This window comes from Micromonospora sp. SL4-19 (genome assembly GCF_047921475.1).
Taxonomy (GTDB): Bacteria; Actinomycetota; Actinomycetes; order Mycobacteriales; family Micromonosporaceae; genus Micromonospora.
Genome location: NZ_JBLROB010000003.1, coordinates 1 through 24746 on the forward strand (window position 1 = coordinate 1; position 24746 = coordinate 24746).

At 71.3% G+C, this 24746-nt stretch carries 24 protein-coding genes; 10 read left to right on the top strand and 14 right to left on the bottom strand.

Features of this window, described 5'->3' with window-relative positions:
- Nucleotides 1–114: 114 nt before the first annotated feature.
- From ACNAVT_RS05930 to mshC, 4 genes are all read left to right on the top strand, one after another.
- Nucleotides 115–819, top strand: a complete 705-nt coding sequence (locus ACNAVT_RS05930) for a histidine phosphatase family protein (RefSeq protein ID WP_416293597.1) — start codon at nt 115–117, stop codon at nt 817–819.
- Between the two features lie 171 nt (nt 820–990).
- A complete protein-coding gene (locus ACNAVT_RS05935) occupies nt 991–1569 on the top strand; it encodes a DUF3090 domain-containing protein (RefSeq protein WP_416293599.1) in 579 nt (192 codons plus the stop codon).
- A complete protein-coding gene (locus ACNAVT_RS05940; RefSeq protein ID WP_416293600.1) occupies nt 1566–2384 on the top strand; it encodes an SCO1664 family protein in 819 nt (272 codons plus the stop codon). The genes ACNAVT_RS05935 and ACNAVT_RS05940 overlap by 4 nt, the downstream gene beginning before the upstream one ends.
- Before the next feature lie 67 nt (nt 2385–2451).
- The gene (gene mshC, locus ACNAVT_RS05945; RefSeq protein ID WP_416293601.1) at nt 2452–3690 is read left to right on the top strand and encodes a cysteine--1-D-myo-inosityl 2-amino-2-deoxy-alpha-D-glucopyranoside ligase; all 1239 of its coding nucleotides are present in this window, start codon (nt 2452–2454) and stop codon (nt 3688–3690) included.
- 36 nt (nt 3691–3726) lie between these two features.
- Here the strand turns inward: mshC and ACNAVT_RS05950 are convergent, their stop codons facing one another.
- Nucleotides 3727–4518, bottom strand: a complete 792-nt coding sequence (locus ACNAVT_RS05950) for a GntR family transcriptional regulator (protein ID WP_416293603.1) — start codon at nt 4516–4518, stop codon at nt 3727–3729.
- A gap of 119 nt (nt 4519–4637) precedes the next feature.
- Nucleotides 4638–5507, bottom strand: a complete 870-nt coding sequence (locus ACNAVT_RS05955) for a PAC2 family protein (RefSeq protein ID WP_416293605.1) — start codon at nt 5505–5507, stop codon at nt 4638–4640.
- Nucleotides 5508–5768: 261 nt separating this feature from the next.
- Between ACNAVT_RS05955 and metH the strand changes: the two genes are divergently transcribed.
- Nucleotides 5769–9284, top strand: coding sequence for a methionine synthase (gene metH / locus ACNAVT_RS05960; RefSeq protein ID WP_416293607.1), 3516 nt, complete (start codon nt 5769–5771; stop codon nt 9282–9284).
- A 57-nt stretch (nt 9285–9341) separates the two neighbouring features.
- Here metH and ACNAVT_RS05965 read toward each other — a convergent pair whose 3' ends face one another.
- A complete protein-coding gene (locus ACNAVT_RS05965; RefSeq protein WP_416293609.1) occupies nt 9342–10274 on the bottom strand; it encodes a tyrosine-type recombinase/integrase in 933 nt (310 codons plus the stop codon).
- Between the two features lie 441 nt (nt 10275–10715).
- Between ACNAVT_RS05965 and ACNAVT_RS05970 the strand changes: the two genes are divergently transcribed.
- On the top strand, nt 10716–11177 hold the full coding sequence (locus tag ACNAVT_RS05970) for a hypothetical protein (RefSeq protein ID WP_416293611.1): 462 nt from the start codon (nt 10716–10718) through the stop codon (nt 11175–11177).
- 196 nt (nt 11178–11373) lie between these two features.
- On the opposite strand, the gene ACNAVT_RS05975 is transcribed toward ACNAVT_RS05970, so the two are convergent.
- Nucleotides 11374–11619, bottom strand: a complete 246-nt coding sequence (locus ACNAVT_RS05975) for a VOC family protein (protein WP_089015480.1) — start codon at nt 11617–11619, stop codon at nt 11374–11376.
- 35 nt (nt 11620–11654) lie between these two features.
- Nucleotides 11655–12308: an HAD family hydrolase gene (locus ACNAVT_RS05980; RefSeq protein ID WP_416293613.1), complete on the bottom strand. Its 654-nt coding sequence runs from the start codon at nt 12306–12308 to the stop codon at nt 11655–11657.
- Nucleotides 12309–12577: 269 nt separating this feature from the next.
- Here ACNAVT_RS05980 and ACNAVT_RS05985 point away from each other — a divergent pair, with 269 nt between their 5' ends.
- Nucleotides 12578–12799: a hypothetical protein gene (locus ACNAVT_RS05985; protein ID WP_416293615.1), complete on the top strand. Its 222-nt coding sequence runs from the start codon at nt 12578–12580 to the stop codon at nt 12797–12799.
- Between the two features lie 306 nt (nt 12800–13105).
- Here the strand turns inward: ACNAVT_RS05985 and ACNAVT_RS05990 are convergent, their stop codons facing one another.
- Nucleotides 13106–14305, bottom strand: a complete 1200-nt coding sequence (locus ACNAVT_RS05990) for a low temperature requirement protein A (RefSeq protein ID WP_416293617.1) — start codon at nt 14303–14305, stop codon at nt 13106–13108.
- A gap of 196 nt (nt 14306–14501) precedes the next feature.
- Here ACNAVT_RS05990 and ACNAVT_RS05995 point away from each other — a divergent pair, with 196 nt between their 5' ends.
- Nucleotides 14502–14996 (top strand): DinB family protein, encoded by a 495-nt coding sequence (locus ACNAVT_RS05995; protein WP_416293619.1) that lies wholly within the window; start codon nt 14502–14504, stop codon nt 14994–14996.
- A 39-nt stretch (nt 14997–15035) separates the two neighbouring features.
- On the opposite strand, the gene ACNAVT_RS06000 is transcribed toward ACNAVT_RS05995, so the two are convergent.
- From ACNAVT_RS06000 to ACNAVT_RS06015, 4 genes are all read right to left on the bottom strand, one after another.
- A complete protein-coding gene (locus tag ACNAVT_RS06000) occupies nt 15036–15335 on the bottom strand; it encodes a DUF2695 domain-containing protein (RefSeq protein ID WP_416293621.1) in 300 nt (99 codons plus the stop codon).
- 129 nt (nt 15336–15464) lie between these two features.
- Nucleotides 15465–16697 carry an RNA polymerase sigma factor gene (locus tag ACNAVT_RS06005; protein WP_416293623.1) on the bottom strand — a complete coding sequence of 411 codons (1233 nt, stop codon included), beginning with the start codon at nt 16695–16697 and terminating at the stop codon, nt 15465–15467.
- A 3-nt stretch (nt 16698–16700) separates the two neighbouring features.
- Nucleotides 16701–17102, bottom strand: coding sequence for a YciI family protein (locus ACNAVT_RS06010; protein ID WP_416293625.1), 402 nt, complete (start codon nt 17100–17102; stop codon nt 16701–16703).
- An 88-nt stretch (nt 17103–17190) separates the two neighbouring features.
- The gene (locus tag ACNAVT_RS06015; protein WP_416293627.1) at nt 17191–18072 is read right to left on the bottom strand and encodes a class I SAM-dependent methyltransferase; all 882 of its coding nucleotides are present in this window, start codon (nt 18070–18072) and stop codon (nt 17191–17193) included.
- Between ACNAVT_RS06015 and ACNAVT_RS06020 the strand changes: the two genes are divergently transcribed.
- Together ACNAVT_RS06020 and ACNAVT_RS06025 are read left to right on the top strand one after the other, a co-directional pair.
- Nucleotides 18071–18355 (top strand): hypothetical protein, encoded by a 285-nt coding sequence (locus ACNAVT_RS06020; RefSeq protein ID WP_416293628.1) that lies wholly within the window; start codon nt 18071–18073, stop codon nt 18353–18355. The two genes, ACNAVT_RS06015 and ACNAVT_RS06020, sit on opposite strands and share 2 nt — an antisense overlap.
- Nucleotides 18356–18464: 109 nt before the next feature.
- Nucleotides 18465–19112 carry an HAD family hydrolase gene (locus ACNAVT_RS06025; protein WP_416294177.1) on the top strand — a complete coding sequence of 216 codons (648 nt, stop codon included), beginning with the start codon at nt 18465–18467 and terminating at the stop codon, nt 19110–19112.
- Between the two features lie 69 nt (nt 19113–19181).
- Here the strand turns inward: ACNAVT_RS06025 and ACNAVT_RS06030 are convergent, their stop codons facing one another.
- The 4 genes from ACNAVT_RS06030 to ACNAVT_RS06045 all read right to left on the bottom strand — a co-directional run bounded on the left by ACNAVT_RS06030 (nt 19182) and on the right by ACNAVT_RS06045 (nt 24694).
- A complete protein-coding gene (locus tag ACNAVT_RS06030; protein ID WP_416293630.1) occupies nt 19182–21734 on the bottom strand; it encodes an ABC transporter permease in 2553 nt (850 codons plus the stop codon).
- A complete protein-coding gene (locus ACNAVT_RS06035) occupies nt 21734–22501 on the bottom strand; it encodes an ABC transporter ATP-binding protein (RefSeq protein ID WP_416293632.1) in 768 nt (255 codons plus the stop codon). The genes ACNAVT_RS06030 and ACNAVT_RS06035 overlap by 1 nt, the downstream gene beginning before the upstream one ends.
- Before the next feature lie 275 nt (nt 22502–22776).
- Nucleotides 22777–23463, bottom strand: a complete 687-nt coding sequence (locus ACNAVT_RS06040) for a response regulator (protein ID WP_416293634.1) — start codon at nt 23461–23463, stop codon at nt 22777–22779.
- A 37-nt stretch (nt 23464–23500) separates the two neighbouring features.
- Complete coding sequence (locus ACNAVT_RS06045) at nt 23501–24694, bottom strand: sensor histidine kinase (RefSeq protein WP_416293636.1); 1194 nt, start codon at nt 24692–24694, stop codon at nt 23501–23503.
- Between the last annotated feature and the right edge of the window lie 52 nt (nt 24695–24746).

Sequence of the window (24746 nt, forward strand, 5' to 3'; positions counted from 1 at the left end):
ACGCTCACGCGACGTACCCCAGACGTGGCCCACACCCCCACCGCAACCAACGACGGCCGCCAGCCACACCCCGACAGCGACCACCGTTGGGTCCGACACCCTAGGGTTGTCAGCGTGGCAACCCTCCTGCTTCTGCGACATGGCCGGACCACCGCGAACGCCGACGGCGGCCTGGCCGGCCGGCAACCGGTCGAGCTGGACGAGACCGGCCGCGCTCAGGCCACGGCCGTCGGCGAGCGGCTGAAGGGGTTGCCCCTGGCGGTGGTGGTGACCAGCCCGCTGATCCGCTGCCGGCAGACCCTGGAGTTGGCGCTGCCGCAGGCCCAGCCGGTGGTGGACGAGGGGTTGATCGAGTGCGGGTACGGCAGCTGGGAGGGCCAACCGCTGAAGAAGCTGGCCAAGGAGCCGCTCTGGCCGGTGGTCCAGCAGCACCCGAGCGCCGCCGTATTTCCGCAGGGGGAGGCGATGGCGGCGATGTCGGCGCGGGCGATCGCGGCGGTGCGCTCCTGGGACGCCCGGGTCACCGCCGAGCACGGGCCGGAGGCGATCTGGCTGGCGTGCAGCCACGGCGATGTGATCAAGGCCATCGTGGCGGACGCGCTCGGCGTACACCTGGATCTCTTCCAGCGGATCGTCGCGGACCCGGCGTCGGTGACGGCGATCCGCTACACGCCGCTGCGGCCGTTCCTGATCCGGCTGAACGACACCGGCGGCGACCTGGCGGGTCTGATGCCGCCGGCGGGCAAGCGGCGCCGGCGGGCGGCGCGTACGAGGGATTCGGACGCGGCCGTGGGCGGCGGTGCGGGGGCGTCCCGGTGAGCGCGAGGAGTGAGTCGCTCCTGCGAGCCCCGCAGTCGCGAACTGAGGTGAACCGGTGACCCGGCCCGCCACGCCCGGGAACGGTCCCCGTGGGCCCCGGTGTTTCGCCCTGGGCGGATTCAGCGTCGGTGCGCTGCGCGACGGTTCCGCGCTCCGGATAGGGTCGTGGGTATGACCCACCAGGTGCACGCCTTCGAGCCGCCGGAGCGGTTCGTCGCCGGAACCGTCGGCCCGCCGGGGGAGCGTACGTTCTTCCTCCAGGCGCGCGGCGGTGGCCGGCTGGTCAGCGTCGCGCTGGAGAAGGTCCAGGTGTCCCTGCTCGCCGAGAAGCTGGAGGAGCTGCTCACCGAGGCGCAGCGCCGGTTCGGCGTCCAGCTGCCCGAGGCGCCCACCGCGGCCGGCGACAACGACCCGTTGGACACCCCGGTCGACGAGGAGTTCCGGGTCGGCACGCTGGGCCTGGCCTTCGACGTGGACAGCGCCACGGTGGTGATCGAGGCGATCGCCGCCGGCGAGACGGAGGTCGAGGTCGCGCTGGGCGACGCCGACGACGAGGAGGACGAGGAGCCGGACGAGCCGGACGACGACCTCGACCGGCTCCGGGTTCGGCTGACCCCCGAGGAGACCCGCGCGTTCATCGAGCGGGCCCGCCGGGTGGTCAACGCCGGCCGTCCGCCCTGCCCGCTCTGCGGCCAGCCGCTGGACCCGGCCGGCCACCTCTGCCCGCGGCACAACGGCTATCACCGGTGACCTCGTCGGAACTCCAGCCCCGACAGGACGGTGCCGCCGCGCTGCGGCTGCTCATCGACGGTGAGCTCACCCTGGAGGGGCGGCTGGTCGACGCCTCCAACACGACCCTGCGCGGGATCCTCACCCTGGATGGGCGGAGTGCCCACTGCGTCTACAAGCCGGTCCGTGGCGAGCGGCCGCTCTGGGACTTCCCGGACGGGACGCTCGCCGGCCGGGAGGTGTCCGCGTACCTGCTCTCCCGGGCCAGCGGCTGGGACCTGGTGCCGCCGACCGTGCTCCGGGACGGGCCGTTCGGGCCGGGCTCCTGCCAGCTCTGGATCGACGAGCCGGAGGACGCCGAGCCCCTGGTCGGGTTCGTGCCGGCCGACGCCCTACCGCCGCGCTGGTTCCCGGTGGCCGCGGCCCGCGACGACGACGGGACCGCGTACTCCCTCGCGCACGCCGACGACCCGCGCCTGGCCCGCCTGGCCGTCCTCGACGCGGTGATCAACAATGCGGACCGCAAGGGCGGTCACGTGATCGTGGGTCCGGACGACCGGATCTACGGGGTGGACCACGGCGTGTGCTTCCACGTCGAGGAGAAGCTGCGTACGGTGCTGTGGGGCTGGGCCGGCCGACAGCTTCCGTCGGACGCGGTGGAGATGCTGGACGGGCTGGCCGGGCAGCTCGCCGGCCCGCTCGGTGACGAGCTGTCCGCCTATCTCACCATCGGCGAGGTCGCCGAGGTGGCGGCCCGGGTGGATCGGCTGCGGGACACCGGCCGGTTCCCGCTGCCCCCGCAGGACTGGCCGGCGATGCCCTGGCCGCCCATGTGAGTGGCTGTCACGTTGATCACCCGAGGCTCGGCACCCGAGCGGCTGACGGATCGTTAGGCTGGCGGTCATGGAGTCTTGGGCGGGACACGAGGTGCCACGGCTGCCGGGCAGCGGCCAGCCACTGAGCTTGTACGACTCGGCGCGGCAAGGTGTCCACCCCAGCCAGCCCGACGGGGCCGCCTCCATGTACGTCTGCGGCATCACCCCGTACGACGCCACGCACCTCGGGCACGCCGCCACCATGATCACCTTTGACCTGGTCCAGCGGATGTGGCGCGATGCCGGCCTGACCGTGCGGTACGTGCAGAACGTGACCGACATCGACGACCCGCTGCTGGAGCGGGCCGCCCGGGACGGCGAGGACTGGAAGGTCCTGGCCATGCGGGAGACCGCCCTGTTCCGGGAGGACATGGAGGCGCTGCGCATGATCCCGCCGGCGCACTACGTCGGCGCGATCGAGTCGATCCCGGACATCGCCGAGAAGGTGCTCGTGCTGCTCAAGGACGGCGCGGCGTACCGGCTCGACGACGGCACCGGCGACATCTACTTCGACATCAGCACCGCCCCGGAGTTCGGCTACGAGTCCAACCTGTCCCGGCAGCAGATGCTGGAGATCTTCCCGGAGCGCGGTGGCGACCCGGACCGGGCGGGCAAGCGTGACCCGCTCGACCCGCTGCTGTGGCGCGGCGCCCGGGAGGGCGAGCCGTCCTGGCCGGGCGGCGAGCTGGGGGCGGGCCGCCCCGGCTGGCACATCGAGTGTGCGGTGATCGCGCTGGGCCTGCTCGGCGACCGGATCGACGTGCAGGGCGGCGGCAACGACCTGGTCTTCCCGCATCACGAGTGCTCGGCGGCGCACGCCGAGCGGCTGACCGGCCAGGCGCCGTTCGCCGACCACTACGTGCACGCCGGCATGATCGGCCTGGACGGCGAGAAGATGTCGAAGTCCAAGGGCAACCTGGTCTTCGTCTCCCGGCTGCGGGCCGACCAGGTGGACCCGATGGCGGTCCGGCTGGCCCTGATGAGCGGGCACTACCGCGCCGACCGCTCCTGGACCGACGAGTTGCTCGCCGCGGCGCACGAGCGGCTCGCCCGCTGGCGCCGGGCCGCCGCCGTGCCGGCCGGGCCGTCCGGAGCCGAGCTGCTGGCCGGGGTACGCGCCCGCCTCGCCGACGACCTCGACACCCCCGGCGCACTGGCGGTGGCGGACGCCTGGGCCGCGCAGGCCCTGGCCGGCGTCGCCGACGACGCCGAAGCCCCGAAGCTCTTCGCCGACACCGTGGACGCCCTCCTCGGCATCCGCCTCTGACCGAACCGGCGCGCGGGTGGCGCGCGGGTCGGACAGTCAGCCGAGGACGAGGCCGGGGTCGGGGTCCGGCTCGGCGGCCGGGGCGGGGATCTTGTACTCCTCGGTGAGGGTGGTCATCGGACCGGGCCAGGTGGCCTGGGCGACTTCGATCGGCTTGCGTCGCTCGTCGTACGCGACGTGCAGCAGGTGCAGCACCGGGGTGTCCGGCCGGATCTGGAGGATCTCCGCCTCCTCCCGGCTGGGCTGGCGGGCGCTGATCGTGTCGGTCGCGGTGATGTACCGGCGCCCGGTCGCCTCCTCGGCCTCCTGGTAGAGCGGGCGGCCGAACGCCTCGGCCCGTTCGAGGGAGGTGCCGGTGCTGTCGGCGGGCAGGAACCAGGACGCGCCCACCTCGACCGGTGACTCGTCGGTGCGGACCAGGTGCCGTCGGCAGAGCAGCTCGGTGCCGTCGGGCACGCCGAACGCGTCGGCGACCTCGGGCGGGGCGGGGGCGCGCCCGACGGAGACGAGCTGCTGGCGATAGCGGGCGGCAAGGTCGGTGTGGTAGCCGCGGAAGCCGCCGTACCGGCCACGGGAGAGCCGGTTGAGCCGGCGCCGGGTGCCCCGGACGTACGTGCCGGAGCCGGGCTTGGTGATCAGGATGCCCTCGACCCGAAGCTGGTCGACGGCGCGTTGCACGGTCTGTTTCGCGACGCCGAACATCTCCGCGATGGCCGGGATGGACGGCAGCCGCTCGCCCGGCCCCCAGTCGCCACGGCGGATCTGGGTCTTGAGCTGCGTGGCGATCTGCCGGTGCGGGAACTCGGCCGCGCCGGGGTTGATCTGCATACCCGCCTCCTCGTGACAGCTAGGTTCCTAGGATGCCGTAGCGGGAGTGACCTCGCCACCCACGACACGAAAATGGGCCTCGGGACGGCGAGACGTCCCGAGGCCCGGAGCGGTAACGGTTACCAGGAGCCGGCGGTCGGGCCCGCGGATCCGCCGCGTCGGCGCAGGTACTTCTCGAACTCCTGGGCGATCTCGTCCCCGGTCAGCGGGGTGATGCCGGCGTCGCCGACCCGCTCCTCCAACTCGCGGACGTACTCGCCCAGCTCGGCGTCCTGCTCGGCGGCGCTGCGCACCCGCCGCTCCCACTCGGCGGCCTCCTCGGCCAGGTCGGCCATCGGCACCGGCAGGTCGAGCACCTCCTCGACCCGGTGCAGCAGCGCGAGGGTGGCTTTGGGGCAGGGCGGGTTGTTGGCGTAGTGCGGCACGTGCACCCAGAACGAGACCGCGTCGACCTCTGCCCGGGTGCAGGCGTCGTGCAGCACCCCGACGATGCCGGTCGGCCCGTCGTAGCGGGTGGGGGTGAGCTGGTAGCGCTTGGCGGCGTCGGCGTCCGACGCGCTGCCGCTGATCGGCAGCGGCCGGGTGTACGGCACGTCGGCCAGCAGCGCGCCGAGCAGCACCACCCGCTCGACCTCCAGGCTGTGGCAGATCTCGAGCACCTGCTCGCAGAAGGTGCGCCAGCGCATGCTCGGCTCGATGCCGCGGATCAGCACCACGTCCCGTTCGGTGCCTCCCGGACTGGCCACCATGAAGCGCGTGGTCGGCCACTCCACCCGCCGTGTCTCGCCGTCGGCCATGGTGATGGTCGGCCGGCTCACCTGGAAGTCGTAGAAGTCCTCCGGATCCAGCTCGGCCACCTGCCGGGCCTGCCAGACCTGCTCCAGGTGCTCCACCGCCGCGGTCGAGGCGTCCGCCGCGTCGTTCCATCCCTCGAAGGCCGCGATGGCGACCGGAGACCGCAGCACGGGCAGCCCGTCGAACTCGGTCACGCCGTCACCTCACCCTGCTCGTCGGGAGCGGGGCGGGTCGCCGCCCGGGCGTCCGCCCGCCGGGCCCGGCCGCGTCCCTGATGTCCGTCACGTCCGCCAGCCTACGTGCCGGCATCGGACGCGGCCCGTCGGCCGCGCCGGTCTGCCGCGACGACCACCCGGGCCTAACGGGACGAAAGGTACGTGGTGATCCAGCTGACAGTATGTGGGAAGGCGCGGTTGCGTTGACCCGGTGCCGCGTTGCCGCACTAACCTGGCTCTGTGCTGACTTCGTTGCTCGATGTGCTGGCGGAACGGATCCTCATCGCCGACGGGGCGATGGGGACGATGCTCCAGGCGGCCGACCTGACCCTGGACGACTTCGACGGCCTTGAGGGCTGCAACGAGATCCTCAACGTCACCCGGCCGGACATCGTCCGCGGCGTACACGACGCCTACCTGGCGGCGGGGGCGGACTGCGTCGAGACGAACACCTTCGGCGCCAACCTGCCGAACCTCGCCGAGTACGGCATCGCCGGACGGATCCGGGAGCTGTCCGAGGCGGGTGCCCGCCTGGCCCGGGAGGCCGCCGACGCGTACGCGACGCCGGAGCAGCCCCGCTACGTGCTCGGCTCGATCGGCCCCGGCACCAAGCTGCCCACCCTCGGCCACGCCGCGTACGCCACGCTGCGGGACGCGTACCGGGAGAACGCGGCCGGGCTGATCGTCGGCGGGTCGGACGCGCTGATCGTGGAGACCTGCCAGGACCTGCTCCAGGTCAAGGCGGCGGTGATCGGGTCCAAGCGGGCGATGGCCGAGCTCGGCCGGCAGGTGCCGATCATCTGTCACGTCGCCGTCGAGACCACCGGCACCATGCTGCTGGGCAGCGAGATCGGGGCGGCGCTGACCGCGATCGAGCCGCTCGGGGTGGACCTGATCGGGCTCAACTGCTCGACCGGCCCGGCCGAGATGGGCGAGCACCTGCGCTACCTGTCCAAGCACTCGCGGATCCCGATCTCGGTGATGCCCAACGCCGGGCTGCCCGTGCTGACCGCGGAGGGGGCGTACTTCCCGCTGACGCCGGTCGAGATGGCCGACGCGCTGGAGCAGTTCGTCGTCGATTACGGGGTCTCCCTGGTGGGTGGCTGCTGCGGCAGCACCCCGGAGCACATCCGGGTGCTGGTCGAGCGCTTGCGCGGGGTGCGGCCGGTGGCCCGGGAGCCGCGGCCGGAGGCGGGCGTCTCGTCGATCTACCACCACGTGCCGTTCGCCCAGGACGCCAGCGTCCTCATGGTGGGGGAGCGGACCAACGCCAACGGTTCCAAGGCGTTCCGGGAGGCGATGCTCGCCGCCGACTGGCAGGCCTGCGTGGAGATCGCCCGTGGCCAGGCCCGGGACGGCTCGCACCTGCTGGACCTCTGCGTCGACTACGTCGGCCGCGACGGCACCCGCGACATGCGGGAGCTGGCCGGCCGGTTCGCCACCGCCTCCACCCTGCCGATCATGCTGGACTCCACCGAGCCGGCGGTGGTCGAGGCCGGGTTGGAGATGCTCGGCGGGCGCTGCGTGGTCAACTCGGTGAACTTCGAGGACGGCGACGGCCCGGACTCCCGCTACGCCCGGGTGATGCCGGTGGTCAGGGAGCACGGCGCCGCCGTGGTCGCCCTGCTCATCGACGAGGAGGGCCAGGCCCGCACCAGGGACTGGAAGGTACGCGTCGCGGTCCGGCTGATCGAGGACCTGACCGGCCGGTGGGGGCTGCGCCGGGAGGACATCCTCATCGACGCGCTGACCTTCCCGATCGCCACCGGCCAGGAGGAGACCCGCCGTGACGGCGTGGAGACCATCGAGGCGATCCGGGAGATCGCGGCCCGTTATCCGGGGGTGAACTTCACCCTCGGGGTCTCCAACGTCTCGTTCGGACTGAACCCGGCCGCCCGGCAGGTGCTCAACTCGGTCTTCCTGCACGAGTGTGCGCAGGCCGGGCTGACCTCGGCGATCGTGCACGCCAGCAAGATCCTGCCGATGTCCAAGATCCCCGACGAGCAGCGCGAGATCGCCCTCGACCTGGTCTACGACCGCCGCCGCGAGGGGTACGACCCGGTGCAGCGGTTCATCGAGATCTTCGAGGGCGTCGACGCGGCGTCGGCGCGGGCCACCCGGGCCGAGGAACTGGCCGCGCTGCCGTTGGACGAGCGGCTCAAGCGGCGGATCATCGACGGGGAGCGCAACGGCCTGGAGGCCGACCTGGACACGGCGATGGCCGAGGGGCGCCCGGCCCTGTCCATCATCAACGACCTGCTGCTGGACGGCATGAAGGTGGTCGGTGAGCTGTTCGGCTCCGGCCAGATGCAGCTGCCGTTCGTGCTCCAGTCCGCCGAGGTGATGAAGACCGCGGTGGCATACCTGGAGCCGCACATGGAGAAGACCGACGACGGTGGCAAGGGCCGCATCGTGCTCGCCACGGTCAAGGGCGACGTGCACGACATCGGCAAGAACCTGGTCGACATCATCCTGTCCAACAACGGCTACGAGGTCGTCAACATCGGCATCAAGCAGCCGATCAACGCGATCCTCGACGCGGCCGAGGAGCACCGGGCCGACGCGATCGGCATGTCCGGGCTGCTGGTCAAGAGCACGGTCATCATGAAGGAGAACCTCGCCGAGATGGCCACGCGCGGGGTCGCGGAGCGGTGGCCGGTCCTGCTCGGCGGGGCGGCGCTCACCCGGGCGTACGTCGAGGACGACCTGCGGTCGATGTTCCCCGGGCAGGTGCACTACGCCCGGGACGCGTTCGAGGGGCTGTCCCTGATGGACCGGGTGATGGCGGCCAAGCGCGGCGGAGCCCCGGTGATCGACCCGGAGCGGGAGGCCGCCCTCGCCGCCCGGCGGGAGCGGCGGGAGCGGCAGCGGGCGATGGTGCGCGAGGCGCTGCCGGAGCTGGACGACGCGTCGGTCCGCTCCGATGTGGCCACCGACGTGGCGGTGCCCACGCCGCCGTTCTTCGGCACCCGGGTGGTCAAGGGGGTGCCGCTGGCCGACTACGCGGCGCTGCTCGACGAGCGGGCCACCTTCCTCGGCCAGTGGGGGCTGCGCGGCGCCCGCGGCGGCAAGGGCCCGTCGTACGAGGAACTGGTGGAGACCGAGGGCCGGCCGCGGTTGCGGTACTGGCTGGACCGGCTCATCGCCGACCAGATCCTGGAGGCGGCCGTGGTGTACGGCTACTTCCCGGCGTACGCCGAGGGCAACGACCTGGTGGTGCTGGACGAGAACGGGCACGCCGAGCGGGCCCGGTTCTCCTTCCCGCGCCAGCGGCAGGAGCGGCGGCTCTGCCTGGCCGACTTCTTCCGGCCCAGGGGAGACGAGCTGGACGTGGTGGCGTTGCAGCTGGTCACCGTCGGCCAGCCGATCAGCGAGTACACGGCGAAGATGTTCGCCGGCAACGAGTACCGCGACTACCTGGAGGTGCACGGGTTGTCGGTGCAGCTCACCGAGGCCCTGGCCGAGTACTGGCACCGGCGGATCCGGTCCGAGCTGACCCTGCCGGGCGGGCGTACCGTGGCCGGCGACGACCCGGCGGACCTGGCCGGCCTGCTGCGCAACGACTACCGCGGCTGCCGATACGCCTTCGGCTACCCGGCCTGCCCCGATCTGGAGGACCGGGCGAAGATCGTGGAGCTGCTCGGCGCCGAGCGGATCGGGGTGCAGCTGTCGGAGGAGTTCCAGCTGGTGCCCGAGCAGGCGACGGACGCGATCGTGGTGCACCACCCGGAGGCGAACTACTTCAACGCCAAGTGATCACCGCAGGCGCTCTGACCTGCGGCGGAGCACCTGGAACGGCTTCGATTTCCATGATCATGCCGTTTCCAGGCCGTCGGGGGTCTGCGGATCGTCCGCGAAGGCGTGGTCGATCGCGCGGCGGGTGCGGTCCTCGCTGGCTGGCAGCAGGTGCGTGTAGATCCGGAGGGTGAAGCCGGGATCGGAGTGGCCGAGGTACGCCGAGAGGGCCTTGACGCTTTCGCCGGCGTCGAGCAGGACCGAGGCGTAGGTGTGCCGGAGCACGTGCATGCCGTTGTGTCGGTTGTCGGGGACGCCCGTGGCGCGGATTGCGGGCTTCCAGACGCCCGAATTGAAGCCCGTCCGGCTCAGCGCCGTACCGGCCGGGGTCGTCAGGTAGAGCGATACGGTCCGCGGCTCGCCGGTCGAGGTGCCCCAGGGAAGGGTGACGTCGACCGGCGGATACTGCTTGGCGTGCTCGGCGAGCCGGCGCGACACCGACTCCGGTAGCGGAACGTCCCGAACCTTGCCACCTCTGGGTGGCGCGAAGATCAGGCGTCCTCGGACGAGCTTGACCTGACGAGTCACGTGCAAGACCGGCCGGGCCGGGTCGATGTCGTCGGGGCTGACGCCGAAGATCTCACCCTGCCGAAGGCCGCAGCCGGCGCCCAGGTCGACGGTGACCCGGTACCGGTCGGCGACGGCGGCACGGAAGCGGGCGCGGAGGTCGTTGGGCCAGGGGACCACCTTGGGCGCTTGGTACTTCGGTGGCCGGATCGTCTTGACCGCGAACGGGTTGCTGACGACCTTCCGGTCATCGACCGCCGCGTTGAAGATCATGGAGACATCGTTGAACAGGACTCGGCGGTAGCTGGCTGCCAGGCCCTTCGTTTGTAGCTGGTGTGCCCACGCGCGGATGGTGGCGGGTTGGATGGCGGTGAGCGCCTGGAAGGCGGGGTAGACGTGGAGCCGGGGAGTGCGGCCACTCGCAATCGGTCTTCCCAAATCCATGGGTCACCCGAGAAGGGCGTAGGCGCTCACGAAAACCGTCTCGCATCTCTGCGCTGGCGTAGACCATCAGTAGCACGGAGACCTCGTCTGCGACCTCGTCAAGGTCGGGCGGCTTCCCATCGCGGGAATAGATGATGTCTGCGGTCGTCACGAACGAGGTCGTCTCAGTGGCTACGGCCAGGAGCCGGCGGTAGGCGGCTTCCAGCCGGTCCTGGCTGCGGGCTTCCCGAGCAAGCGCCAACGTGGTCTGCCTGGCGTCCTGCGCCAATCGCTCCGCATGCTGACGGCCTTGGTGATTGGTCCATACCGTGGCGCAGAGACCAGCGATACCCACCACGGCCGTTGCCGCCGCGCCACCCCGCTCCCAAGCCACACGCTGATTCTTGCTGAGGCCCGTCGTTCAGGAAAGCGGCGTGACACGCCTTATGGCAACCTGGCGACGTGGATTGGTTCGGGTTCCTTACGACCGCGCTCGGTGGTCTGCTGACGCTTGGGGGCGGATTGTTGGGTGCATGGTGGACAGAGCGCCGCGCCAGGGACCGCGAGACCCGAGCCCGCGAGCACGAGCGCGAAGTCTGGGCCCGGGGTCTGCGGTTTGAGGCACACCTCAGGTTTCTTGACGTGTTTGAGGCCAAGTACAGGGTCACTTCGACAGCGAAGGATGACCCACACGAGCCCGAGCCACCCGAAGATTGGCTCGTTCCGGTTTGGGACGCATACCAGCGCCTCCGCATTGTGTGTGACCCGGAGACAGCCTGCACGGCAGAGGCAGCGCTAAAGGCCCTGCACGAGTACGCCTTCGGCAAAGGCAAGTGGGAACAAGTCGAGTGGGCCTCCGACCAGTATCTCGGCGCGGTCCGAGGAGAGTTTGGCCTTAAGCAGATCGATTTGGTGGGTGACTAGCTGGCTGACGACGCGCACGAGCAATAGCGGACGTCCACCGGCCTTGATGCGCCGCTCAGGCGCTCTCTGTTGCTGCTCGCGCAGCTCATCGAGGCTCTACGAACTTGGTGGGGGACGAGTTTCGCGGCCGCCAGCTTCGGACGCGGTGTGAGGATGTCCGTGCCATGCGGTGATCGTTCGTGGTGTGGCTTTCGGATCAGTTAACGCAGAACTCGTTGCCCTCCGGGTCCTGCATGACGAGCCAGAAGCCCTCCTCATTGTCAACCCGCCGGTAGATGGACCCACCAGCAGCCATCAGCCGGTTCCCGACCGCCTCGATCCGTGCCCGGCGCTCGGCGTCCGGTGGCGGGCCGCCGGCCTTCACGTCGAGGTGGACTCGGTTCTTTGTGATCTTCGATTCGACTTCATACTGGAAGAATCGGACATCTTTCCCGAAGTGCATAGGGCAACCTCGACAAACCAAGAACCGAACCAGCTTCAAATTCCGGCCAACGTCAGCACGTGATCGAATCCGCGAAGCTGGGCTGGCGAACTCGCCATCGGCAGTACCAGGGCCGGTACCCCGGCGGTCACGGAACCGCCGTCGCCGCTGGGATGGTCACCGACCATCAGCGTTCGATCTGGCTGTGCCGCCAGGGCGTCGAGTGCGGTGCGCCAGATCCGTACATCGGGTTTGACGAAGCCGACCTCGTAGGAAAGAACGAATGCATCGATGTAGCGGTCAAGCCCGTGCCTCGCAAAGCATTTGCGAATGTCCCAGCCGATGTTGCTGACCACGCCAAGGCGAATATCGCGGGCACTCAGTGCGGCGAGGGTGGATGACGTGTCCGCGTACGGCTCGAGTGCTTCGGCGTGGGTTTCGTGCAGCGCTCGCGCAAACGGCAGGTCCACCCCACGGATTTGCTGCAGGACAGCCAGAATCGCCCGGTCCCACACCTGTGGGTCCAAGTCCCTGGCGATGTGAGCAGGGTCCGTAGCCGTCGTCCGCAACAACTCAGCGAAATCCGAGGCGATGCGCTGCGCCTCACCGACGGCCACCTCCCGGCCGACTAAGGCCGCCGCGCTGCCGACCCAGCGGTTGGGGTCGCGGGCGAACAGGGTCCAAGCGAAATCGAACAGGACGGTTGTCACGGGTCTCGAAGGCACCAGGGCACCCTAGATCAGCGGGACGATTGACGTGGGCCATGATGGCTCTACGAACTTAGCGGGGGTCGAGGTGGCCGCGGGAGGCATTTCTCCCTGAAGCTGCCAGCCCTTGCGCGGCACGCTCACGCTGCGCGGCACGGCCGACGCTCCCAACGCCGAGGGCATCACTACGGCTACCGGCGCACCGTGGTTATCCAACATCGTGGCCAAGGTGCAGCGGCGTCCCACTGCCGCCTTAGCTACACTCGGCCTCCATGACGACGATCTACACAACCCGGGAGTGGAACGGCCACGGGAAGCAGAACTACTACTGGAACGAGTACCGGCTCGAAGGTGACACCGTCGTCAAGTACAAGTGCCACAGGCAGAAGTTCTTCGATGGTGATGAAAACACCTGGCAGGAGGACGAGACGGTCGTGGAGTCGTGGGGGGTTGACGATCCGAGCATTCCTGACTGGCTCCAGCAGTATCTCTGATCGCGCACCCTCACTCCATAACGTCGCTCAGACGTTGAAGCGGAACTCCGCTACATCGCCGTCAGCCATGCTAAGGGATGTCAAGATCATGCCGTCTGTGGGCCGTCTGAGGTGGACCAACGGCGACCAACGATGACGATCGACGGCAGATCCCTGCGCAGGTCAGCGGCCGTTCGGTCCGGTTGGCGTCGGTATGCAAAGTGCCTTCCACATTGCAACGCCAAGTAGCCGGGGCAAGTGCTCTGACCTGCACTTCAGCCACTTCTGACGGCCGCTGAACCGTGACCATGCCGTCAGGACCTGCGCTCAGCTGGGCGGGGATGGGGCTTCGAGTGGTTTCCCCCGAGCTCGTGCGGCGTCGGTTGCGGCGATCCCGGTCAGGACCAGTGCCGCGGTGAGGGAGACCAGCACCGGTGGTAGGAGGTGCATCAGCGGCGCTGCGAGGACGAGGACGATGACTCCGATGATCCGGGGTCGGGAGACCCGGGCGAAGACCACGTATTCGAAGTGGGCGCGTCCGGCGACGTACAGGGCGGGGCCGCCGAGGATGAAGACCACCCAGGCCAGCATGGTGTGGCCGAGCGGGTGGGAGATGGTCAGTTCGTAGCCGACGGCGGTGATGATGATGCCGAGGATCATGATCCAGTGGGTGAAGGCGGCTACCCGGCCGAGGTGGGTGGGGTTCTTCGACGCGGCGATGGCTTCGGCGAGGATCTGCCCGGCCCGGTAGAAGTAGATCCGCCACAGCAGCACGGTGGTGGCGAAGCCGATCACGAATGCCACCGTCGACTCGACGTTATACAAACCCATGGTGTAGGCGGCGGCGAGGGCCAGGACCGATTCGCCGAGGGCGATCAGGAGGAACTGGCGGTACCGGTCGGCCAGGTGCCCGCCGGCTTCCGCCCAGACGGTGGCGCGTCGCGGGCCGCGCTTCGGCAGGGGCCACCCGAGGCGGGCCGCAAGGTAGTCCCCGGCCGCGGCGGCGACCCACAGCACGACTTGGACCCGGCCGTTGATGAGCGCCCCGGTGATCCACAGGAGACCCGTCAGGGTGAACCACACGAGTTCGCGGGTGTAGATCTGTTGGCGTTCATGGCCACGCAGGATGACGATGAAGACGATCGACCGGCCGACCTGGATCACGGCGTACGCGCCCGCGAAGGCCAGGCTGCCGCCGTGGAACGCGGTGGGCAGCGCGGCCGACATGATCAGCACACCGAACATCGACATGATGACCACGGCCTGCACCGGCAGCCGGCGCGAGTCGAACCGGGCCGTCGTCCACGCGCCGAGGGTCCACACCCAGGTCAACGGCATCAGCAACAACAGCGTCTTGCCCACAGCGGGGAGAGCCATCCACCCCTCGGTGAAGCCGGGACGGGCCAACCGTTCGGTCACTCGCACGGCGATCCGCTCGATTACGAAGACGAATGCCAGGTCGAAGAACAACTCCAGGAACGTCGCCTGCTGCGGGCTTCCGCGTTTGCGGACCAGGTTGTCCCGCATTGCTGCCCTCCCAGCCCGCTTGCCGACGCCGTTTTGCCGACACTGCCACGCCGCCCATCAGCGGGTGTCTCAATCGGGACGAACCCGCCGAATCGAACACAAACCGTGTGATCACGATGAAGACCACGGGGACGGCGAGTGACATCACCAGACGGTCGGAACTGTGGAGGGCATGACCGGTACGTACGGTTGGATCATGGTTGAGTCCCAACGCGAAGCCGTGCCGCGCAACGACGGTGGCGAGCTCGACACCGCCCTCGCCTTCTTGTCCTTCGCTCGATCATGCGTACTGAAGAAGGTCGCCGGCTTGAACGAGGAGCAGCTGCGGCGCCGCCTGGTCGTCTCCGACACCACACTGCTGGGCCTGGTCCAGCACCTGACCGACGCCGAACGGTACTGGTTCAGCTACACGTTCGCCGGCGACCCACGCTACGCCGACGTTGACTTCGACATGGTGGTCGAGCCGGACCGGTCCCCAGATCAGATCATCGCCGGCTACCGGGCTGCGATCGCCGAGAGCGATGCCCACATCATCGCAGCCGCTGGCCCTGACGTCCTCACCGCGCAGCCCGTCGGTGACTCGCCTCGTACGCTTCGCTGGGTGCTCGCCCACATGACGAGCGAGACCATCCGGCATGCCGGTCACGCCGACATCCTGCGAGAGCTCATCGACGGTGCCACCGGCCGGTAAGAGATCCGCGGGTTCGCCCACCGACGTTCTCACTGGTGCTTAGCGGAAGACTTCCTCTGGATGGCAGTTCATGACGACCTCGCAGTCACACCAGCCACCCAACTGGCGTAGTCCCTCGCCGAGTGCTTCCCAGCTGATGCCTTGCTCGTAGGCCCACCGCTGGCCATGCCGAGGGGTGTGGTCGCACCCATCGGCCAGGACCTGGGCGTCGACGAACTCCACGAGCGCCGCCAGCTGGGACCTGTTGATGGGTAGCAGTGCGGATCGAGCGGCTCGGTCGGCGTTCTTGTAGGCGTCGCGGAGTTGCCTGCGGCGTGCCCTCTCGGCTGGTGAAGCCATCGGGGCATCTTGCCATGACGTCGGCCATCCGCGGGGCACTGGCCAATGCCGGCCAGGGCCGGGCCAGGTGAATCCGTCTTGACCTGGCAATGCGCCGACCGGTGGCCGGGCGGCTGATGGCCGTCGAGGTCAGCCCAGCCGGGCGGCGCGCCCGTGCAGGTAGCGCTGTTGGGCCAGGTTCATCGACCGGTGGGCCGCCACCAGGTACGCCTGCCGCGCCGCCTCCGCCTCCCCGGCCAGCTCCAGCAGATGCGCGCGGGCGGCGTACCGGCGGGGATCCTCGGCGACCCGACGGTCGGCGGCGAGGGCGTCGAGCAGCTCCAGCCCGACCCGGGGGCCGCGGGCCATGGCCACCGCCACCGCATGGTTGAGTCGTACCACCGGGTTGTCGGAGATGGCCAGCAGCACCTCGTACAGGGCGACGATCTGCGGCCAGTCGGTGGCCTCGACGCTGGGTGCCTCGTCGTGCAGGGCGGCGATGGCCGCCTGGAGCTGGTAGGGACCCACCGCGCCCCGGGGCAGGACGGCGCCGACGAGCCGGGTCCCCTCGACGATCTGCTCGCCCCGCCAGCGCCGCCGGTCCTGCTCGGCCATCGGCACCAGCGATCCGTCCGGCCCGGTCCGGGCCGGGGTACGCGCGTCGGTGAGCAGCATCAACGCCAGCAGCCCCGTCGCCTCCGGGTCGTCGGTGAGCCGGTGCAGCAGCCGGGCCAGCCGGATCGCCTCGGCGCTGAGGTCCGCGCGGTGCAGCCGCTCCCCGACGGTGCTCGCGTACCCCTCGTTGAAGACCAGGTAGAGCACGTGCAGCACCGCGTCGAGCCGGTCGGCCCGGTCCGGGCCGGCAGGCAGCGCGAACGGCAGTCCGCTGTCGCGGATGCGCTGCTTGGCCCGGCTGATCCGCCGGGTCATGGTGGCCTCCGGCACCAGGAACGCCCGGGCCACCTCGGCGGTGCTCAACCCGCCGACGGCGCGCAGGGTGAGTGCGATCTGCCCGGCCGGGGGCAGCGACGGGTGGCAGCAGAGGAACAACAGGATCAGCGTGTCGTCGGCCTCGTCCGGTCCGCTGTCGGCCGGCGGCGCCAGCCAACGGTCCGGCGGGAGTTGGCGGGCGACGGCGTCCTCCCGCCGGCGCCGGGCCTGTTCGCCGCGGAGCAGGTCGGTCAGCCGGCGGGACGCGACGGTGATCAGCCACGCCTTCGGGTCCTCGGGCAGCCCGGCGTCGGGCCACTGGCGGGCGGCGGCGAGCAGGGCCTCCTGGGTGGCGTCCTCGGCGGTGTCGAAGTGCCCGTACCGACGTACGAGCGCGCCGAGGACCTGCGGCGCCAGCGAACGCAGCAGGTCCTCGACACCTCCGTCGGCCACCGGTCAGGCCTGCAACTCCGCGAAACCGTCCAGGATCGGGCGCACGTCGACGTACTCGCCTTCGCCCTCCGGGTTGACGAACCGGGCGGCGATCTCCGTGGCCCGGTCGAAGCTGGCGCACTCGACCATGGTGTAGCCGGCCAGCACCTCCTGCGTCTCCGCGTACGGGCCGTCGGTGACCACGGGGGCACCGCCGCGCAGCCGGACCCGGCGGGCGTGCACCGGCGCGGTCAGGCCCTGGGCGTCCACCAGCTCCCCGGACTCGGCCAGCTCCTTGTGGACCGACTCCATGTGGGCGTGCATCGCCGCGATCTGCTCGGGGCTCATCGGCGGCCGGTCGCCCGGCCGCCCGGACAGCGTGTCGTAGTCCTGCTGGCTGCCGTAGAGCATGATCAGATACTTCACGATCTCTCCTCTCGGAACGGCACCCGTCGCGCCGCTCACCTGGGACGTCGGAGCCGGGACGCCGCCCCGGACACCAGCCTGGGGGCGGTCAGCGCACCCGACCGGAGGCGAGCAGCGCGGCGGTGGGCAGGGCGAGGTTCCCGTCGGTGTCCCGGTAGCGGGCACTGAGCCGGTCGTACTCCTGCCGGACGCGTTCCCGCGCGGCGGCGGGCTGCCGCTCCAGCAGCAGGCCGATCGTGGCGACGCCGTGGGCCGGGCCCGCCCACCAGCTCTCCGGATCCGTGCGGTGCGCCCAGCCCAGGGTGGCGCACCGGACGTCGGCCAGCCCGGCGGCGGCCAGCAGCCCGGACAGGCCCGCCTCGGTGCGCGGGAAGTCGCGCTCCGGCGCCAGCCGGGGCAGGTCCGCCGGCGCCGCGACCCCGGCGGCGGCGACCGCTTCGCCCCAGAGCCGCTGCAGCGGCGGCTGCGGGACGGGCCAGACGGTGACCGCCACCCGGCCGCCGGGGCGTACCACCCGGCACAGCTCGGCCAGTCCGGCGGCCGGGTCACCCACGTGGTTGAGCACGAAATTGGCCACCGCCGCGTCGAAGCCGCCGGCCGGGAACGGCAGGTGCGGCAGCACTCCCTCCCGGACCTGCGCGCCCGGCGCGTTCCGCCGGGCCGCGTCGCGCATGCTCGCCTCCGCGTCGACCGCCACCACCTCGGCGCCGCGGGCCAGGGCCGCCGCCGCGACCGTGCCCGGCCCGGTGCCGACGTCGATCACCCGCCGCCCGGCCCCTACCGCCGCCGCGTCCAGCAGCGCCTCGGCGGGGTACGCGCAGAGCCGGCCGAAGCTGCGCTCGTACGCCGTGGCGCGCCCCGCCCAGCGGGATCGTTCGTGCTCATCGAAGTCGATGCCGATCATGACGGGCAGCGTAGCCGCGTCCGCCGCCCCGCGCGGGGAGCGCAACGGCCCTACCCTGACGGTCATGATGGCGTTCCTGGTGGTGCTGGCGGTGGCTGCCGTGCTCCTCGCGGCACTGTTCGGGTACGTCGGCTGGCGGGACCGCCACCGGCTCAGCTCCGACGACGATCGGGCCGTGGTGCGGGCGGCGCGGTCGGAGAGCTACCGGCGGGCGGCCGAGCGGGACCACGCGCAGAGCGACGGATGGAACCGCGGCGGCCACGGCTTACCGGCTGAGCCGGTGCCGCCCACCGGTCATCCGGGGCTGCGGGAACCCGTTGGACGCCTGTGGGCCGGGCTGATGCCGTAGGTCACCCGCACCGGATGGGGCGGGCGGTGGCCCGGGTTCGGCTGGGAGGATCGGCGGGTACGCCCACCGCGTGAAGGAGGCCCCGCTGAGCAGCAAGCATCCCGCCGCCGTGCTCTTCGACATGGACGGCACCCTGGTCGACAGCGAGAAGCTGTGGGACGTCGCGTTGCAGGAGCTCGCGGCGGTCTACGGCGGCGTCCTGTCCGAGACCGCCCGCAAGGCGATGATCGGCACCAGCATGGCCGCCTCGATGCGGATCCTGCACGACGACCTCGGCCAACCGGGACGCGATCCCCAGGCCAGCGCCGAGTGGATCAACGCGCGGATCCTGGACCTGTTCCGCACCGGACTGCGTTGGCGGCCGGGCGCGCTGGCGCTGCTGGGGGCGGTCCGCGCGGCGAAAATCCCGACCGCCCTGGTCACCTCCAGCGGCCGGCCGCTGGTCGAGGTCGCGCTCGACACCCTCGGGCGGGACAGCTTCGACGCGGTGGTGTGCGGGGACGAGGTGGGCTCCGCAAAGCCGCACCCGGAGCCGTACCTGACCGCCGCCCGGCTGCTCGACGTGCCGATCGCGCGGTGCGTGGCGATCGAGGACTCGGCGACCGGGGTGGCCAGCGCGCTGGCCGCCGGGGCGGCCGTGCTGGCTGTGCCGGCCGAGGTTCCGCTGCCGCCGACGGACGGCGTACACCAGTTGGAGAGCCTGACCGCGGCGGACCTGGAACTGCTCGCGGCGCTGCTCGTCGACGCCTCGGCCTGATCCCGGCGCCCGTCCCGACATGGCGGAGGGCACCCTGCCGTCCACACGGCAGGGTGCCCTCCGGTCGGCTCACTCGTGGGCGATGGCGCCCAGCACGTTGATCCGGGCGGCGCGGATCGCCGGCAGGACCGCGGCGACCACCCCGACGATCGCGGCCAGGCCGAGCATGACCCCCATCTGGCCCCAGGGCAGGATCAGATCGCTGATCCCCTCGTCCTTGAGCGCCCGGACCACGGCGGCGCCGAGGCCACTGCCGACGACGACACCCAGCAGCGCGCCGAACACCGAGATCACCACCGCCTCGACGGTGATCATGCGCATGGTCTGCGCCCGGCGCAGCCCGATCGCCCGCAGCAGGCCCAGCTCCCGGGTGCGTTCCAGCACCGACAGCGCCAGCGTGTTCACGATGCCGAGCACCGCGATCACGATGGCCAGCGCCAGCAGGATCTGGATCATCGTGAGCAGCCCGTCGAGCGAGCTGGCCTGCTGCTTGATGAACGCGTCCCGGTCGGCCACCGACACCTCGGGGGAGTCCGCGAGCAGCCGCTCCACCTGCGGCTGGACGTCCGCCACCCGGGCACCCGGGGCGAGCTGCACGAAGCCCTGGATCGGCTGCGGGATGGCGAAGTCGCGGGCCGCCTCCGGGGGCAGCATCATCGGGTTGGTCAGCTGCGAACTCTGGTAGATGCCGCTGACCGTGTAGGTGTGGGCCTCACCGCGGGACAGCTGCACCGTCACCTGGGAGCCGACGGACAGGTTGCGTGACTTCGCCGTGTCCGAGCTGACCAGCATCTGTTCCGGGGTGAGCCGGCTGATGTCACCGGAGCTGACCTTCGCGCCGAAGATCCGCTCCAGCGCGGCCACGTTGCTGGACGCCGACACCCAGGTCCGTTCCCCGTTGACCAGGGCCATGTCGCCGTACTCGCCGTCGACCAGCTGCACGCCGGGCAACGCTGCGGCCTTCTCCAACACCGCCGGGTCGAAGCTCGGCGGTCGCGGGCCGCTCTGCGTCCCGGCGATCACCAGCTCGGCCTTGATGGTGTCCTTCGCCAGCGCGGTGATGCTCCCCTTCGCCGAGTCCAGGATCACCGTCACGCCGGTGACCAGGGCGATGCCGACCATCAGCGCGGCCGCGGTGATCGCCGTACGGCGGGGGTTGCGGCCGGAGTTGAGCCGTCCCAGCTTGCCCGGTACCGACCAGGCGAAGATCGCCCCCAGCAGGGAGACCACCGGGCGGCTGATCAACGGGGTCAGCAGCGCCACGCCGATGAAGGCGAAGAGCACGCCGCCCAGGATGGTGGCCAGGGTGTTGTCCCCGGCGTTGCCGTTGAGCCCCAGGAAGAGCAGCGCGGCGCCGACCGCGGTGACCAGCGCGCCGGCCACCGTGATCCGGGTCAGCGGCCGGTCGGGGGTGGCCACGTCCTGCATCGCCGCGATCGGCGGGATCCGGGATGCGCGCAGTGCCGGCAGCAGCGCCGCCACCACGGTGATCACCAGGCCGACCGAGAACGCGCCGATCACCGCCGCCGCCGGTACGCCGATCCCGGCCAGGGTGAGGCCCCCGGCCAGGCTGCCGAACGCCCACGCCAGCAGCGCGCCGATGCCGATGCCGGCGGCCAGGCCGAACACCGAGGCGACCAGGCCCACCGCGATGGCCTCCAGCACCACCGAGCCGATGATCTGCCGGCGGCTCGCCCCGACGGCCCGCATCAGGGCCAGCTCCCGGGTCCGCTGCGCGACGATGATCGAGAAGGTGTTGAGGATCAGGAACGTGCCGACCAGCAGCGCCACCGCCGCGAAGCCGAGCAGGATCCGGTTGAAGAAGGACAGCGCCGTCTTGAAGCCCTGCGCGGCCTCGGTGGAGAGCTGCTCACCGGTCTTGACCACGTATCCGTCGCCCACCGCAGTGGCCACCGCGTCGCGTAGCGACTCGTCGGTGACCCCGCTGGCGGCCTTGACCGTCACACCGTTGAAGGTGTTCGGCTCGCCCAGCATCAGGCGCTGCGCCGTCGGGGTGGTGAACATGATCTCGTTGGCGCCGCCGATCGAGTCACGGCCGCCGTCGTAGCCGAAGATCCCGACGATGGTGAACTCCTGCTTCGGCTCCAGGGGCGTGAGCACCCCGACCCGGTCGCCGAGCTTCACCTTGCCGGCGGTCGCGAGGCCCTGGTTGATGACGATCTCGTCGTCCGCCCGCGGCTCGTGGCCGTTGCGCAGTTGCAGCTGCTCGGACTCGCCGGTCCAGTTCTCGCCCAGCTGGGGCGGGCCGAACGAGGCGACCGCCTTGCCGTTGCTGCCGATCAGCCGGGCCCCGTCGACGGCGACGACGCCGATGGCGTCGGCCGCCCCGGGCACCGCACGGACCTTGTCCACCGTCGACGCCGGGAACGGCGGCGACGTCTGCTCGCCCTCCATCTCCGACACGGCGATCTTCGGCTTGGCCGAGACGTTGACGTCCACCCCCGCGTACGCGTCGGCGAAGATCGCGTCGAAGGTGCGGCCGAGGGTGTCGGTCAGCACGAACGCGCCGGAGACGAACATGACGCCCAGCACGACCGCCAGGCCGGACAGCACGAGGCGCAGCTTCCGGGCCAGCAGGCTCTTCAGGGTTGCCCGGAACATCAGTTCGCCACCTCGGCCGGGGCGTCCAGCTTCTTCATGGTGTCCAGCACCGTGTCGGCGGTCGGCTCGATCAGCTCGGAGACGATCTGCCCGTCGGCGAGGAAGACCACCCGGTCGGCGTACGCGGCGGCGGTCGGGTCGTGGGTCACCATCACGATGGTCTGGCCGTGCTCGCGGACCGAGTTACGCAGGAAGTTGAGCACCTCCGCACCCGAGCGGGAGTCCAGGTTGCCGGTCGGCTCGTCCGCGAAGATCACCTCGGGGCGGGCGACCAGGGCACGGGCGCACGCCACCCGCTGCTGCTGGCCGCCGGAGAGCTGCGCCGGCCGGTGCCCCAGCCGGTCCCGGAGGCCGACCGTGGTGATCACCGTGTCGTACCAGGCCGGGTCCGGCTTGCGGCCGGCGATCGACATGGGCAGCAGGATGTTCTCCTGGGCGGTGAGCGTGGGCAGCAGGTTGAACTGCTGGAAGATGAAGCCCACCTTGTCCCGGCGCAGCGTCGTCAGGCCGGCGTCGCCGAGCCCGGTCACCATGGTGTCGCCGATCATGACCGTGCCCCGGCTCACCGTGTCCAGGCCGGCCAGGCAGTGCATCAGCGTCGACTTGCCCGAGCCGGACGGGCCCATGATCGCGGTGAACCGGCCCCGTTCGAACTCGGCGGTCACCCCCCGCAGCGCGGTGACCTGTGCCTCACCGCTGCCGTACACCTTCCACACGTCGTTCGCCCGGGCCGCGGCCTGCGCCTGCTGGCCTGTCGTCGCGGTCACGTCATCTACCTCTTCCGTATGCCTGCCGATCCGCACCGCCCCCGCTGGCCGATGCGGCAGTTCCCATCCTCGGTGCCGCCGAGGGCGGATCCGTCCGACCTCGGGCGGAACCCGCGCCGGAAATCACGGTGGGGGTCGCCCCCGAGATCGACTCAGGGTCACCCCTGACCGGCCGCCGCCGCGGCGCCGACGCTAGAACCACACGTCACGTCATGGTCAACCCTGCCGCACCGCCGATGGTCACGGTACGTGACCGTGGCCACCCCGCCCGTGGTTCAGGTGCCCGGGCGCACCAGCCCGGTCTCGTAGGCCAGCACCACCGCCTGCACCCGGTCCCGCAGCCCCAACTTGGTCAGCACATGCCCGACGTGGGTCTTGATGGTGGTCTCGCTGACCGACAGCGCCCGGGCGATCTCCGCGTTGGACAACCCGCGCGCCACCTGCACCAGCACCTCCCGCTCCCGCTCGGTCAGCGCGCTCAACGCCTTGGGCGGGGTGGCCGCCGGGTCGGGGAGCACGTCGGCGAAGCGGTCCAGCAGCCGCCGCAGGATCCGCGGCGCCACCACCGCCTCCCCGGCGGCCACCGTACGGATCGCCGTGACCAGGTCCTCGGCCGGCACGTCCTTGGCCAGGAAGCCACTCGCCCCGGCCCGCAGCGCCCCGACCACGTACTCGTCCAGGTCGAAGGTGGTGAGGATGAGCACCCGCACCGGCAGTCGCGCGTCGACGATCGCCCGGGTCGCCGCCACCCCGTCCATCCGCGGCATCCGGATGTCCATCAGCACCACGTCCGGCAGCAGCCGCCGGGACAGCTCCACCGCCTCCAACCCGTCCCCGGCCTCGGCCACGATGTCCAGGTCGTCCTCGGTGCCGAGCACCATCCGGAAGCCGGTGCGCAGCAGCGGCTGGTCGTCGGCGAGTAGGATCCGCACCGGTCGTGGGGTCGCCGTGCTGTCGGTCATCCGTCTTCTCTCGTCGTGCCGGCCGGGCCGGGATCGGTCACGCCGGGACGGCCCCGGCGGACTCGAGCGGGAGCCGGGCGTACACCCGGAAGCCGCCGCCGGTCCGTGGACCGGTCCGCAGGATTCCACCGTAGAGGGCGACCCGTTCCCGCATGCCGACCAGGCCGTGCCCGATCCGGTCGGCCGCCGGCCCCGGGCCGCGGCCGGTGTCGGTCACCTCCACCGCCAGGAAGTCGTCGGTGACGGTGAGCCGGACCAGCGCGGTGGCCGCCCCGGCGTGCTTGAGGGCGTTGGTCAGCGCCTCCTGCACGATCCGGTAGACGGTGAGGGCCACCCCCTCCTCCATCGGCCCGGGCGCGCCGTCGACCCGCAGCGTCACCGGCAGGCCCGCCTCCCGGACCTGCTCCACCAGCGCCTCGATGCCGGTCAGGCCCGGCTGCGGGGCCAGCTCGGCGGCCGGTTCGGCGTCGGTACGCAGCACGTCCAGCAGCCGGCGCAGCTCACGCAGGGTGGCCCGGCCGGTCTCCTCGACCGTGGCCATCGCCTCGTCGGCGGCGTCCGGGTCCCGGCGCAGCACCCGGCGGGCCCCGGTGGCCAGCACCCCCATCACGCTGACGTGGTGGGCGACCACGTCGTGCAGCTCCCGGGCGATCCGGCGCCGCTCGTCGGCGACGGCCTGCTCGGCGAGGGACCGCTGCGTCGCCTCGGCGAACCGGGCCCGTTCGCGCAGCATCCGGGTCGACTGGCGGCGGCCGTGCACCGCCCGCCCCACCGCGTACGCCACCGAGCCGGTGAGCAGGTTGTTGAGCACCAGGTACCCCGGACCCATGTCCAGCACGTTCTGCAGCGGCGCGACCAGGTTGGCCAGCGCCACCGGCACCCACAGCAGCAACGCCGCGAGCACGGCCGGCCGCACGGGCCGGTGCGCGGCCATCGTGTAGGTGAGCACGATGAACGTCATGCCCTGGGTGGCGGGCGCGTGATCGAGCAGCACCGGCACCGCCAGGGTGGCCACCGCCGCGCCCACCGCCGGCCACGGGGCGACCCGGCGCAGCACCACCGGGGCGGCACCCAGCACGCTCCAGCCCAGCGTCGCCCAGAGCTGCGCGGGCCGCAGCGCCGGCGGCATCAGCACCAGGAACGCCGTCGCCACCGCGACCAGGGCGACCGCCGCGCACGCGTCGACGGCCAGCGGCCGACCGTGGGCCCACGCCCGCAACCGGTTGGTCATGCCCCGACGCTAGCCGCCGCCCGGCGCGACCCCTCGTCGCCGAAGCCGAACC